The organism is Caldimicrobium sp. SLHALR3 (assembly GCF_058692735.1).
Genome location: NZ_CP182484.1, coordinates 356,451 through 370,065, shown reverse-complemented (window position 1 = coordinate 370,065; position 13,615 = coordinate 356,451). Strand labels below are relative to the sequence as shown.

Genomic DNA, 13,615 nt, shown 5'->3' with positions numbered 1-13,615 from the left:
ATGAATGAAGGTATTTCAACTTTACAGAAGAATATTGGTTGCCTGTGGAGTGGAGCCTGCCGGGCTCCACGCTTTTAAAGAAATAGTAAAATATGTGAAAAATAACAGCAATAGACTCTTTGCCCTTTCTGTGGTTCCTTTTCACGAAGGAGATCTTCATCTGTGGGTTTTTAAAGATGTTGAAAAGGAATTTAAAAGACCTTATGAAGAGGTTCTGAAAAAAATTAAAGAAATAGCAAATCAGGAAGAAATTATTGTAAAAGCCATTTTAGAAATAGGTGAACCTTTTTCAAAAATTGTAGATACTGCTTTAAGTGAAAATTGTGATTTAATAGTGCTTGGTAGAAAAAAGGATCTTGGTTTAATTAGGAAAATTCTTGGAGTTAATGTAACAAGAGTTATTGGTTATTCTCCGGTTGATGTTCTCGTAATTCCAGAAAACTCTACCCTAACATTTAATAAAATACTCGTTCCCATAGATGGTTCTATATACAGTGAGGTTGCCTTTAAAAAGGCTTGTAAAATTGCACAAAATTTTTCTTCAGAAGTATATCTTCTTTCAGTAATTGATGTGCCCGTTGAAATTTCTGTAGAGCATTCTGACTTTGTAGAAGGGCTTTACAATACTGCTAAAAACATTTTAGAAAGAGCAAGGAAATCTGCTGAAAACCTTGGGATTAAAATAGAAACCTTTGTAAAAGAAGGAGATCCGGGAGAAAAAATACTTTCTTTTGTAGAAGAAAAAGGAATAGAAGTTGTAATAATGGGATCTTATGGGAGAACAGGTATAAAAAGACTTTTAATGGGAAGCGTTGCTGAAAAGGTTCTTACTTTTACTTCAATTCCTGTTTTAATTTCAAAAAATTTAGAACTTTGATAGTTTTACCCCTCCCCCATTTATCCCCCTCTTCTTGAGGGGAATAAATTTTTAATAAAATTTTTTAAATTTTATCGTAAAATCTCAAAATAATATCTTAAAATCTTTTAATCTTCTTATAAAAAATTATTTTGGTTAAATTTAGGGAAATTTAGCCAATTTTAGCTTTGACTTTTTCATAAAAATTAAAAATCATTATTTTAAATAAAATTTTCAGGGGGAGGGGTGTTATGAAAAACTGTAAAAAGGGGAAGATGTGGTTAATTTTTGGAGTTATTTTAGTTTTATTTCTTTTTTATTCTTTTTCTTTTGCAGAGACAGTAAATCCTGCTTCACAGCCTAATCCTTCTTCATCTCTTCCTTGGTGGTTTTGGCCTTTAGCACTGTTTATTTTTACTTTTATTTTGGGTATTCTTGCAGTTCTTGCTGGTGTTGGAGGAGGAGTTCTTTTTGTTCCACTGGTAAGTAGTTTCTTCCCTTTTCACATTGATTTTGTAAGAGGAGCAGGTCTTTTTGTTGCCTTAACAGGTGCTTTAGCAGCAGGACCAGGACTTTTAAGACAGGGATTTGCAGATCTTAGACTTTCTATTCCTATGGCTCTCATTGCCTCAACCTGTTCCATAGTTGGAGCATTAGTAGGATTAAAAATTCCTTCTAATATTGTGCAAATTCTTCTTGGAATAACAATTATTTTTATCGTAATAATTATGGCTACTGCCAAAAAAGCTGAATTTCCAGAGGTAGAAAAGCCAGATGCCCTTTCACAGGCATTGCAAATAGGTGGAATATTTTACGATCCCTCCTTAGGAAAAGAAGTTGAATGGAAGATTCACAGAACACCCTTTGGTTTGGGATTATTTATTTTAATAGGACTTATTGCAGGATTATTTGGGCTCGGTGCTGGATGGGCAAATGTCCCTGTATTAAATCTCGTTCTTGGTGCACCGATTAAGGTAGCAGTTGCTACGAGTAAATTTTTACTTGGTATTACTGATACCTCTGCAGCCTGGGTATATTTGAATAGCGGTGCAGTTCTTCCTATGATAGTTGTGCCAAGTGTTATAGGAGTCATGCTTGGTTCAGTGGTGGGTGTGAGAATATTGGCTATAACAAAACCAAAGATTGTAAGATGGATAGTTATCTTGGTTTTAGGATTTGCAGGAATAAGAGCACTGCTTAAAGGTTTAGGAATCTGGACATAAAAAATTTAGGAGGGGGATAAAATGACACAAAACAAATATGTAAAAGAAGAACAAATAGCCTATGCTAATCTTCTTGATATAGGAATGAAGCTTGGCTTAGCAGTTCTTATAATAACATTTATAATCTATCTCTTAGGAATTCTTCCAAACCAAATTCCTATAAATGAATTGCCAAACTTATGGAAGTTAAAAAGCCACAAGTTTATAGAAGTAACAGGTCTTCCGACGGGATGGGGATGGCTAAAGAATATAAATAAAGGAGATTATCTGAATTACATTCCTATAGCCTTCTTAGGTGCTTTGACCATTTTATGCTACATCAGAATTTTACCTATCTTTATAAAGAAAAAAGATACAGCCTATACCATTCTTACACTTTTAGAAATTTTAATATTAGTTTTAGCAGCAGTTGGAATTTTTAAGATAGGACATTAATTCTTTAAAGAAGCCCGGAAATTTTTCCGGGCTTCTTTTATTAAAAATTTCTTTAAAGTTCTTTTTTATCTTTATCTTTATCTTTTTAGGGTTTAGATTAAAATTTCAATTTTATAATGAGTAAAGTTAAATTTTTAAGTTTTTTACTTTTTTTTATTTTTTTCTTTACCTTAGGTTTAGGTTCTTCAGAAGCTATTCTGGCAAAGGAAGGTAAAAACATAAACTTATTTATATCAGGAAAGGTTTTAGATACCCATAAAAAGCCCATAAAAGAGGCTCAGATAGGGCTTTTAGTAAATGGAAAGCTCCATTTTCTTACTTCTTCTCACGGCACTTATCAAATAGAAACCAAACTCAGCTTAGAAGACCTAAAGAAGGAGAACTTAAAGTTAGAGATCTATAAACCAAACCTTAAAAAGAAAACTGTTCCTTTAAACATATCAGACTTTGCCCAGAAAGGAAACAACTTTTATGTAGTAAAAAATGTTATTCTTGAGAGACACCTTTCCCCCTCATTTTACATAGCGACTGGTATTTTCGTTTTTATTTATATTTTGATAGCCTTTGAGCTTCTTCACAGGACACTTGCTGCTATTCTGGGAGCAAGTTTAATGCTTATTATCACCTACACTTTGGGAATTATCAATCCTGATTATTACATTATTTCCTTTGAGAGAGCGCTTGAGTCTATAGACCTAAATGTGGTATTTCTTCTTATGGGTATGATGATTATTGTTGGAGTTTTGAAAAATACAGGTGTATTTCAGTGGTGCGCCTATATGTCCTATAAAATTGCAAGAGGAAATGTATTTTTGCTTAACGCAATTTCCTGCTTTTTTATAGCAGTAACTTCAGCTTTTATTGATAATGTAACCACTATGCTTCTTTATACACCAGTTTTAATTGAAATAGCTATGGTTTTAAGGATTTCTCCCTTTTCGCTCCTTCTTCCTGGAATAATGGCATCTAATTTAGGAGGAACGGCAACTCTTATAGGAGATCCTCCAAATATTATGATAGGCTCTTACGCAGGACTTACTTTTATGGAATTTGTTAAAAATTTAACTCCAGTAGTTTTAATATGTATGTTTGGATTAATAGCTTACAATGAACTTTTTTTCAGAAAAGAATACAAAAAGGGGAAAATTAAGGATGTTGACGGGTTAATAGCTCAGCTGGAGGAAGAATTTAAAATTACCGATAAAAATCTTCTTACTTATGGGCTTTTGGTAATGGCTATAGTTATTGCCTTTTTTGTGTCTCATGGCTACTGGCATATGGAGGTTAGTATTCCTGCTTTATTTGGAGCAAGTCTTCTTTTTATTTATGGAGTTTTAACTAAAAAAGTAAATATGTTTGAAGTTATAGAAAAGGATATTGAGTGGACAACCCTTCTTTTTTTTATCTTTCTTTTTATTCTTGTAGGAGCAGTTGAGGAAGTGGGACTCCTTGATATTATTGCAGACTGGGTTTATCATCTTTCTAAAGGGAATTTGTTTATTGCCGTAACTCTTATTATATGGGTTTCAGCTTTGATGAGTGCCTTTGTGGATAACATTCCCTTTACTGCCACCATGTTACCAATAGTTGCCTATCTTACTAAAGTTATTCCTGGAGCTGAAAGTAATGTTCTCTGGTGGGCTCTTGCCTTTGGAGCCTGTTTTGGAGGTAATGGAACCTTAATTGGTGCCTCTGCCAATGTGGTAACTGTTGGAATTGCAGAAAGCTTAGGGCATAGAATAACTTTTTTAGAATTTATGAAATATGCCTTTGCGTTGATGATTATAACCGTTGTTATTGCCAATATATGGCTTTTTATATTTTACTAAGGGGGGTCAAGTGGAAAAAATTCATGTATTTAGAAAAGTTTTACTTCCTGTTGATGAAAGTGAATTTTCTAAAAGAGCTGTAACCTTTGCTGGTAAATTTTTAAAATACTTTAATAAAGAAATTTCTGAAATAACAATTTTTCATGTGATAAGATTAGGGTATTTAACTAAGCATGAAAAGAGAGTAGATTTAAGGTTTGAATTTTTAAAGGAATCGAGCTTATTTAAAAAACTCAAGGAGCAATTTTTAGAAGAATTTATAAAACCCATGCTTGAAGAATATAAAAATGTATTAAAAGATTCTGGAATTACAGCTGAGATAAATCAAAGAGTGGAAGAAGGCGACCCTGGGAATAAAATAATAGAAGTTCTTTCTCAAGAGGATTTTTCTTCGGTTTTCATTTCCCGCAGAGGGATGTCACTTACTGAAAGTTTGGTTATGGGAAGTGTTTCCACAAAGGTTATTTATAATGCGAAAAAGCAAGTAGTTTATTTAATAGGAGAAAAGTTTACAGAAAAAACAGAAGATCCTGTTTCAAAGATTCTTATTCCTGTTGATGGATCTGAGTATTCTAAAAGAGCTGTAGAGCACGGAATTTATTTAGTAAAAAACTTAAAAGAAAAAGTAAAAGAAGTAAAATTGTTAAGAGTGATTAATCTTGATGTTTATTACGAAAGAATTGAACAGGGTTTGGATCCTGAAAAAGAGGCTGAAGAAGTTCTCGCTATAGCAAAAAATGAGTTTTTGAATGAGTATGTTCCAGAAAAGCTAATTCAAACGCAAATACTTATGGGAATTCCTTCAGAGGAAATAATAAGGGAGATAAAAGAGAATAATTACAATCTGGTAATTATGGGAAGAAAGGGAAGATCAGCACTTAAAGACCTTGTGCTTGGTGGCGTAAGTTCTGCCGTAATTTATCACTGTAAAGAGCCAACTATTGCTATTATTAACCTTTAACAGATCTTAAGTGATTACAATCTCCTGAATAGATCTTTAAAAATTCGTTTTCTTCTGTTTTTAAGATCAATGCTCCGTCAGGAGAAAGGTCAGTAGCTATTCCTATTTTTTCTCCCTCAGGATGAATGATTTTAACCTTTTTTCCGATAGTAAGACTTTTTTCCTTCCATAAGTCTATAATTTCTTTCGGCTTATAATTCAAAAATTTTTTAAAGTTTTCCACAAGTTCTTTGATTATGTCTTTTCTTCTTAATTCTTTTTTTAAGATTTCTTTTAAAGAAACGGCTTGAGGTTGTAAATTACTTATTTCGTTATTTACATTTATTCCTATTCCTATTATGGCATATTTAATTTTGTCAATCTCAGCTTTTACTTCAAGAAGAATTCCGGCAAGTTTCTTTTCTTTATTATTTATTTTGTATATAACATCATTTGGCCATTTGAGATAAACCTTGATACCTGCTATTTTTTCAATAGCTAAGGCAGTTGCAAGACCAGCAATGTAAGTAAGAAGAAAAGCTTCTTTTAGAGAAAAGGGAGGTTTTATAACTAAGCTCATCCATATTCCACCTTTAGGAGAATACCAGACTCTATCAAGCCTTCCTCTTCCTTTGGTTTGAGTTTCAGCTATGATAACTGCGGATTCTTCTTTTTCAGCTAAATTTTTTGCCACATCCATAGTAGAAGTAACTTCTTTAAAGTAATAAACCTTGTATGGGAGATCAGAGAGTTCTTCAGCACTAAGTAAGTCTATAGAATTTTCTAAGGTATAGCCTTTTGGAGAGCTTTTAATTTGATAACCCTTTTTCTTTAAGTCCTGAATGTGTTTCCACACAGCGGTTCTTGATATACCTAGAGCTTTAGCGATTTTTTCTCCAGAAATTGCTTTATTTTCTTTTAAAAGCTTAAGAATGCTTAATTTAGTAGGACTTATCATCTCATCTACCACTTCCGAAGTGGAAGATTTTGGTGCGGAGGAGGAGGGATTCGAACCCCCGAAGGGAGGGATTACCTCCCTTAGCCGATTTCGAGTCGGCCCCCTTCGTCCACTCGGGCACTCCTCCCTTAGTTAAATTATAACTTTATTTTAATAATTTTTTAAAAACTTGCAAAATATAAAAAATAGTTTATATAAAGGACACCCCAACTTTTTACTTAAAATTTCAAAAGTGAAATGTTAAGTAAAAATGAAAGTTAAAGACATAATGAAAATAAACCCAATTACTTTAAAACTCGAGGATAGCGTCCAGGATTTAATTAATTTATTCAGAAAACACGAAATAGGAAGTATTATAATTGTTGATGAAAAAAGGGAGCCCTATCAAATCATTACTGTAAGAGATTTAACCAAAATATGTCTTACGAGCTTATATCCTCCAACTATTTCCCAGGTATTAAAAGAACTTCACAAAAGCAAGGAATCCTTAATTACTATTTACTATAACGAACCATATACTAAGGCATTAACACTTATGAAAAAAAATAACATAAGTCATCTTCCTGTGATTAATAAAAGAAACAAATTGGTAGGTATTTTAAGTATAAGAGATATTGCTAAAAATTTCCCAGAGGTAATCTATTTAGATCCTCTTACAGAAGTTCATAATAGGTCTTATTTAGAACTTTTAAGAACTAAGCTGAAAAAGGTAAGTGGACCGACGAGCTTTTTAATGATAGATATAGATAATTTTAAAAACATAAATGATACCTTTGGACATGTAGTAGGAGATAAGGTATTAAAAAGCTTAGCCCAGACTTTAAGAAAAAACATAAAAATTACCGATGAACTCATAAGATACGGTGGAGAAGAATTTTTAGTTATAGCTTATAGGTGTGATTTAGAGGAAGGGAAAAAATTAGGAGAGCGTTTGAGAATGAAAGTTGAAAATATTAGATTTGAAGATTTACCTGAGATAAAAATTACTGTTAGTATAGGGCTTTGTCTTTATAAACCTGGAGATGACTTTTGGGATGCTATTCACAAAGCAGATAAAGCGATGTATGAGGCTAAAAAACTCGGGAAAAATAGAGTTTGTGTTTGGGAAGATTGATATTACCTTTTATTTTTAAAAAATTCTCTTAGTAGTTTTTGAGCCCTTTCGCTTAAAAGACCTTTTCTTATTCTAACTTGATGATTAAATCTTTTGTCTTGAACTATGTTGTAAATGCTTCCGCAGGCACCTGCCTTTTCGTCCGAAGTTGCAAAAATAAGTTCCTCAATTCTTGCAAGAACAAGGGCATAAGCACACATAGGACAAGGCTCTAAGGTAACATACATTTTACAACCTATAAGTCTATAATTTTTCAGATTTTTAGATGCAGATTTTATAGCTAAGATCTCAGCATGGGCTGTGGGATCACAAAGCTTGATAATCTGATTTCTTCCCTTTCCTATTATTTTTCCTTCAGGACTTACAACTACTGCACCCACAGGGACTTCATCCTCTTTAAAGGCAAGCTCAGCCTCTTTTAAGGCTTCTTCCATAAAAAAATAATCAGCTTTATCAAACATAACTAATTAAACTAACAAATTTAAAATTATACTTAATAAGGCAAAACTAAAAGGTAAAAGAAAAGACAAATTCTCAAGATAAACTATTTTTCCAAGAATTCTATTTTTAACAAGAAGATAAAGTTTATATGCTAATCCCCAGGATATTAAAAGGACTAAATAATATATATTTATGTAAATTAAAGGAAGCATAAAAAGGGTCCCAAGAATAACGAGGGTTAGCATTAGCTTATAAATAAAAGCTTCTTTGTAATTAAAATAGGAGATTAAAAGGTTTTCTGGTAAAAAGCCATCTGTTTGGAAATAAACCACTTCAAAGTAAAGGCGTAAAAAAAGAAGAAAAAATATAGTCTGCAGAAATATTAAAGAAAAGGAAAAATTCCAGGATGGATAAAGAAAAAGAGAAAGAGAGGCTATGATAAGAAGAGGCATAAGAAAGTGAAAGGAAGTTTTAAGTAAGAGTTGATTTAAAATTAAAAGAGCAATAAAAATAGCTAAAATTCTTGGATGATAAAAAAGGCTACTTATTATGCACAAGAGGGAAAAAATAGCTATGAGGGTTTTTACTAATATGTGGTGTTTTTTTAAGAAAAAGCCCTTTATAGAATAAAAAAATTCAAAGGTTTTTATGTTTTGAAGATTTTCTAAGTTATATTTTAGCATTAAAAAGGAAAAGAGAGAGAAAATAAGGAAAAAAGTTTTTGCGTCAAAGTTTTTATTGGTAAAGCTTAGAAGGGCTAAAAAGAGCAAGGTAAAATTAAGGGAATGAAGGAAAGATAAAAAGGAAAAAGTTTTTAGGAAGTTATAAATTGAGGAGGTGTTTGATTTTAAAAAGTCTACTACTTCGTTTATGAGCCAGTTTGGTGTTGAAGCACCAGCTGTTATACCGATAACCTTTTCTTCCTTAATTTCTTCTAAAGGAATTTCTTCAGGTTTTTCTATTAGATAAACTTTTTTGCCTTCTTTTTTAGCAATTTCAGCAAGTCTTTTAGTATTGGCACTGAACTTTCCACCTATTACAATTATAGAAGAGAGACCTTTGCTTAGATTTATAACTTCTTTTTGCCTTTCTTCAGTTGCGTTGCATATGGTATTTACAATTTTTCCATTGGGATATTTTGATAAAATAGCTTCAGAAAGTTCCTTAAAAAACTTTTTATCTTGTGTGGTTTGAGAGAGAATTACATAGTTTTTAAGTTGAGGAAGATTTTCTATGTCTTTAAAGGAATTAACTACATAGCCCTTATCTTGGCAATATCCGAGAATACCTTTAATTTCTGCATGATTTTTATCTCCTATAATAACTACTTCTTTTCCCTCTGAAACAGCCTTTTTTGCAAGTTCTTGAACTTTTAAAACCCTTGGGCATGTCCCATCTATAATTTCGTGCTTTTTAGAAAGTTTTTCTCTTTCCTGAGGAGGAATCCCGTGTGCTCTTATTATGCAAACTCCAGGATCTACATTTTCTTCTGGGCTTTTGATAATTTTTACTCCGAGTTTACTTAAAAGCTCAAGAGTTTGTGGATTGTGGATAAGTGGTCCATAGGTATAAATAGGGTATTTTTTCTCATTAAGAGCTTTTAAGACGAGGTTTACAGCTCTTTTAACTCCCATGCAAAATCCAGCTTTTTTGGCAATCTTTATTCTCATCTCAAAGCCTCTACTACTTCCTTTTCCAAGTTTTCTATAATACCCTTTTCAGCCATGCTAAAATATCCGTCCTTACCTATGATGATGTGGTCTATTATTTTACACTGAAGAAGGTATCCAGCTAAAATGAGATTTTTGGTAAGTTTTATGTCAGCTTTTGATGGATTTGTGTCTCCTGAGGGATGGTTGTGAACAAGTATTAAAGAGACAGCTTTTTTTTCTACAGCCTTTGCAAAAATCTCCCTTGGATAGACAGCACTTTCTGTAATGGTTCCTTCGAAAAGGGTTTCTATGTCAAGTATTTTGGATTTAGCATCTAAAAAAATTGCTTTTAAGGTTTCTCTTGTAAGATTTTGCATTTCATATTTCAAGTAATCATAAACCTCCTGAGGAGATTTGAGGTATTCTGTTTTTAAAGCCTTAGCTTTTAAATATCTTCTTGCCACTTCTTTTACTACTTTTAAAGGTAAAGCCGACTTTTCTTTAAGCCCTTTAAATTTGGATAGTTCCTCTAAGGAGGCATCAAGAACACTGTCAAGGGTTTTATAATGATTTAAAAGTTCTCTTGCAAGTTTTCTCGTGTCTTTATAAGGAATACTAAAAATAAGAAGGAGTTCAAGAAGGTCTTCGTCGGTAAACCTTTCTGGACCTTCTTTCAAAAATCTTTCCTTTACCCTGTTTCTATGCCCTTTTGCCTTTTCATAAGCTTCAATAAGAATTTTTTCTTTTTTTATGCTCATTAGAGCTTTAAATTAACTTGAGCTTTTTCTGTTATCTTAAAATTGCCAGTATCAATGTTATAAATCAATCCTATTCCCTTTATTTTAAAGCCCTTTTTTATTAATAGAACCTCTTTATCAGTTAAAATGAGATTTTTTTTGGGATAAAAGGTTAGTTCATCTGTTATTATTTCTCCATATTCAGAGGTCACGAGTCGAACATTAGCTTTAAGTAAGAATTTGTCTTCATTTTTTATGTAAAATCCTTTATCTGCCCAGATTTCAACCCCTTTTTCTTTGTTTAAAATATAAATCCCCTCTCCTTTAAAGTTTCCGTTATCTTCCTGAATAAAGTTATTTATTTTAAAACTCCATACAAGTTTTTCTCCTTTGTAAAGAGCATATTCCAGATTTTGAGAGGCAACTTTAAAAGAAAGAGAATGAGAAAAGAGTAGAAAGTTTAAAAAGACTATGTTAAGTAAAAGTTTAGTAATTCTTCCCATTTTCCTTTTGCCTTTAAAATAAGATCACATACTTCTCTTACGGCTCCTTCTCCACCAGGATGTTTAGTTACATAGTCTACATACTTATTTACAGGATACCAGGCATTTGGAACTCCTATAGCAAGCCCAACCTTTCTTAAAATCGGTAAATCTACCCAATCATCTCCTATGTAAGCTACTTCTTCATCTTTAAGATTCTTTTCTTTTAATAAATTTTCGTAAGCTTTGAGTTTTTCAAGTTCTCCTTGTATTAAAATCTTAATTCCCAATTCTTTTGCTCTATGTTCCACCACTAAAGAGGTTCTGCTTGAAACAATTCCTACTTCTACTCCTATTTTTTGCAAAAGCTTAATTCCCATTCCGTCAAGCACATTAAAGTGCTTTATTTCTTTACCATATTCATCTATAATTATTTTGCCATCTGTTAAAACGCCATCCACATCAAGAAGAAGAAACTTTATTTTTTGAGCCTTTTTAAGCACATTCTCAGGATATTCCATGTTTTTCAACAACAGCTCTTAAGTCCTTTATTTGTTGTAAGATATTTTCAAGATCAGAAAGAGGCAAAGAGTTAGGTCCGTCACAGAGAGCTTTATCTGGTTCTGGATGAACCTCCATAAAAATTCCGTCAGCTCCCACTGCAACACCAGCTCTTATGAGATAGGGAATAAATTCCCTTTCACCTCCTGATTTTCCTTCAGCCCCTCCTGGAAGCTGAACGCTGTGTGTGGCATCAAAAATAACCCTTACTCCAAAACCTTTCATAATAGGAATGGATCTAAAGTCTACAACCAGATTTCTGTATCCAAAGGAATAGCCTCTTTCGGTAAGCATTACTTCTTCTGGATTTTGAGCCTGGGCTTTTTGCAAAACATACTTCATATCCCAGGGAGATATAAATTGCCCTTTTTTGATGTTAACTATTTTTCCTGTTTTTGCAGCTTCAACCACGAGATCTGTTTGTCTGCAAAGAAAAGCAGGAATCTGAATAATATCTACTACTTCAGAAACTGGCTTTACCTGCCAGGTTTCGTGAACATCAGTAGTTATTTTAACTCCCGCCCTTTTTTTAATCTCCTCCAACCAGTAAAGCCCTTTTTCAAGACCTGGTCCTCTGTAAGAAAAGAGAGAAGTTCTGTTTGCTTTATCAAAAGAAGCTTTAAAAACATAATCAAACCCAAACCTTGGAATTAGATTTTTTAAAAATTGAGCAATGTATAAAGCAGTGTCAAAGTCTTCAAGCACACAAGGACCAGCAATAATTAAAAAGCTTTTTTTCATAAAGGAAAATCTTTTTTGTTAAATTTTTAAACCTATTTTATAATCAAAAGAACAACCTTGCAAGTATTAAAAATTATGAATTATTTGGAGTTTGAAAAAAATTACATTAAAAAAAGGTGGAGAGGGAAGGTCTCAATTGCTCTTGTTTTTCCCAATTATTATAACATCGGAATGTCAAATCTTGGTTTTTTATACCTTTACGAAAGGCTAAATAAATATGAGGAAATAGTTTGTGAAAGAGTCTTTCTACCGAAAGAAAATGAAGTTTTAAGATCTGTTGAAAGTAATAGACCTCTTAAGGACTTTGATCTCATAATCTTTTCTATTCCCTTTGAAGTTGATTACATAAATGTGATAAAAATTTTAATGCTGGGAGAGATTGAGCTCAGTCCTAAAAAAAGAGAAAAACCCATTTTAGCAGGGGGAGTGGCTACCTGGCTTAATCCCGAACCTATTTCAGATTTTATCGATGTCTTTTTACTTGGCGAATGGGAAGAAATTGAAGAAAAAGTCATTTCCATTATTTTAAAACATTTTCAAAACAAAAAAAAGCTTCTTAATGCTTTAAATGAGCTTCCCTTTTCTTATGTTCCTTTAGAAAATGAAAAGATTATTAAAGTAGCGAAAAGTAAAGAGCCAAAAGAAGTTATTTATTCTAAACTTATCAGTAAAAAGGCGGAGTTTTCAGATACATACTTAGTAGAGGTTTCCAAGGGATGTGGAAGAGGTTGTAGATTCTGTGCTGCTGGATTTGTTTACAGACCTCCGAGAAGGCATTCAGAAAATCTTTTAAGCAAAGTAATAAAAGAAATTCCTGAAAAGTCAAAAGTAGGACTTATAGGACTTGAATTTGCTGATCAAAAAGAGGTTATTTTTCTTGGGAAAAGACTTTTGGAAAAGGATTGTGTTCTTACCTTTTCTTCTTTGAGGATAGATGCCTTAAATGATGAATTTTTGGAGCTTCTTAAAGGAACTAAAAGCATTGCCATTGCTCCTGAAACGGCGTCTTTAAAACTTAAAAAAGTAATTAACAAAAACATAAGTGAGGAGGAAATTTTTTGGGCATTAAGTAGGTTCCAAGAAAAGGGATTAAAAAATGTAAAGTTTTATTTTATGATGGGACTTCCTCTTGAGGATATAGAGGATGTTGAGGAAACGGTAAAACTTGTAGAAGTTTTATTAAAAAAGAAATATAAGCTTAATTTTTCCTTTACTTTTTCTTTTTTTGTTCCCAAACCCCACACTCCTTTTCAGTGGCATAAGTTTCCAGACATAAAGGAACTTAAAGAAAAAGAAAGATTTATTAAAAAGAGACTTGGATTTGTTAAAAATTTAAAGGTAGAATCTCCTAAAACTGCTTTAATTCAAGCTTTAATAGCAAGGGGTGGAAAAAGCCTAAAAGAGTTTCTGCTTTTAATGGCTAAGGGAGAAAGTTTAAATAGAGCTATGAAAAAAATTGATAACTTATCTGAGATTTTAGCACCAAAGAATTCTTTAGAAGTTTCTTTTCCTTGGGACAAAATTGATGTGGGAATAAAAAAGGAATATTTGTGGAAAGAGTGGCAGAGAGCTTTAGATTTAAAATTAACCAATTTTTGTAAACCTGATAAGTGTAAACTCTGTGGAGCCTGCTAAGAGTTGAAAAA

General features: G+C 32.4%; 14 protein-coding genes and 1 tRNA gene. 7 read left to right on the top strand and 8 right to left on the bottom strand.

Annotated features, from left to right (window positions below; translation table 11 throughout):
- Positions 1 to 4 precede the first annotated feature (4 nt).
- From ACLGLP_RS02015 to ACLGLP_RS01995, 5 genes are all read left to right on the top strand, one after another.
- Positions 5 to 877 carry a universal stress protein gene (locus tag ACLGLP_RS02015; RefSeq protein ID WP_492113272.1) on the top strand — a complete coding sequence of 291 codons (873 nt, stop codon included), beginning with the start codon at positions 5 to 7 and terminating at the stop codon, positions 875 to 877.
- Positions 878 to 1,131: 254 nt separating this feature from the next.
- Positions 1,132 to 2,079: a sulfite exporter TauE/SafE family protein gene (locus ACLGLP_RS02010; RefSeq protein ID WP_492113723.1), complete on the top strand. Its 948-nt coding sequence runs from the start codon at positions 1,132 to 1,134 to the stop codon at positions 2,077 to 2,079.
- Between the two features lie 21 nt (positions 2,080 to 2,100).
- Positions 2,101 to 2,514, top strand: a complete 414-nt coding sequence (locus ACLGLP_RS02005) for a hypothetical protein (protein ID WP_492113271.1) — start codon at positions 2,101 to 2,103, stop codon at positions 2,512 to 2,514.
- Between the two features lie 116 nt (positions 2,515 to 2,630).
- Entirely contained in the window at positions 2,631 to 4,343 is a 1,713-nt protein-coding gene (locus ACLGLP_RS02000; RefSeq protein ID WP_492113270.1) for an ArsB/NhaD family transporter, read from the top strand.
- A gap of 10 nt (positions 4,344 to 4,353) precedes the next feature.
- A complete protein-coding gene (locus ACLGLP_RS01995) occupies positions 4,354 to 5,304 on the top strand; it encodes a universal stress protein (protein ID WP_492113269.1) in 951 nt (316 codons plus the stop codon).
- Here ACLGLP_RS01995 and ACLGLP_RS01990 read toward each other — a convergent pair.
- A complete protein-coding gene (locus tag ACLGLP_RS01990) occupies positions 5,294 to 6,241 on the bottom strand; it encodes a biotin--[acetyl-CoA-carboxylase] ligase (protein ID WP_492113268.1) in 948 nt (315 codons plus the stop codon). The two genes, ACLGLP_RS01995 and ACLGLP_RS01990, sit on opposite strands and share 11 nt — an antisense overlap.
- Before the next feature lie 35 nt (positions 6,242 to 6,276).
- Positions 6,277 to 6,368, bottom strand: a tRNA-Ser gene (locus ACLGLP_RS01985).
- Positions 6,369 to 6,491: 123 nt separating this feature from the next.
- Between ACLGLP_RS01985 and ACLGLP_RS01980 the strand changes: the two genes are divergently transcribed.
- Entirely contained in the window at positions 6,492 to 7,355 is an 864-nt protein-coding gene (locus ACLGLP_RS01980) for a diguanylate cyclase (RefSeq protein WP_492113267.1), read from the top strand.
- Between the two features lie 2 nt (positions 7,356 to 7,357).
- On the opposite strand, the gene tadA is transcribed toward ACLGLP_RS01980, so the two are convergent.
- From tadA to kdsA, 6 genes are read right to left on the bottom strand one after another with little or no spacing between them, the layout of a single operon-like run.
- A complete protein-coding gene (gene tadA / locus ACLGLP_RS01975) occupies positions 7,358 to 7,816 on the bottom strand; it encodes a tRNA adenosine(34) deaminase TadA (RefSeq protein WP_492113266.1) in 459 nt (152 codons plus the stop codon).
- A gap of 6 nt (positions 7,817 to 7,822) precedes the next feature.
- Positions 7,823 to 9,466 (bottom strand): 4-hydroxy-3-methylbut-2-enyl diphosphate reductase, encoded by a 1,644-nt coding sequence (gene ispH, locus ACLGLP_RS01970; protein WP_492113265.1) that lies wholly within the window; start codon positions 9,464 to 9,466, stop codon positions 7,823 to 7,825.
- Positions 9,463 to 10,206 (bottom strand): RadC family protein, encoded by a 744-nt coding sequence (gene radC, locus ACLGLP_RS01965; RefSeq protein ID WP_492113264.1) that lies wholly within the window; start codon positions 10,204 to 10,206, stop codon positions 9,463 to 9,465. Before radC ends, ispH begins: the two co-directional genes overlap by 4 nt.
- The gene (lptC, locus tag ACLGLP_RS01960) at positions 10,206 to 10,688 is read right to left on the bottom strand and encodes an LPS export ABC transporter periplasmic protein LptC (RefSeq protein ID WP_492113263.1); all 483 of its coding nucleotides are present in this window, start codon (positions 10,686 to 10,688) and stop codon (positions 10,206 to 10,208) included. Before lptC ends, radC begins: the two co-directional genes overlap by 1 nt.
- Entirely contained in the window at positions 10,655 to 11,188 is a 534-nt protein-coding gene (locus ACLGLP_RS01955) for a KdsC family phosphatase (protein WP_492113262.1), read from the bottom strand. Before ACLGLP_RS01955 ends, lptC begins: the two co-directional genes overlap by 34 nt.
- Positions 11,175 to 11,969 (bottom strand): 3-deoxy-8-phosphooctulonate synthase, encoded by a 795-nt coding sequence (gene kdsA, locus ACLGLP_RS01950; protein WP_492113261.1) that lies wholly within the window; start codon positions 11,967 to 11,969, stop codon positions 11,175 to 11,177. Before kdsA ends, ACLGLP_RS01955 begins: the two co-directional genes overlap by 14 nt.
- Before the next feature lie 75 nt (positions 11,970 to 12,044).
- Here kdsA and ACLGLP_RS01945 point away from each other — a divergent pair, with 75 nt between their 5' ends.
- On the top strand, positions 12,045 to 13,604 hold the full coding sequence (locus ACLGLP_RS01945; protein WP_492113260.1) for a radical SAM protein: 1,560 nt from the start codon (positions 12,045 to 12,047) through the stop codon (positions 13,602 to 13,604).
- The last annotated feature ends 11 nt before the right edge of the window (positions 13,605 to 13,615 follow it).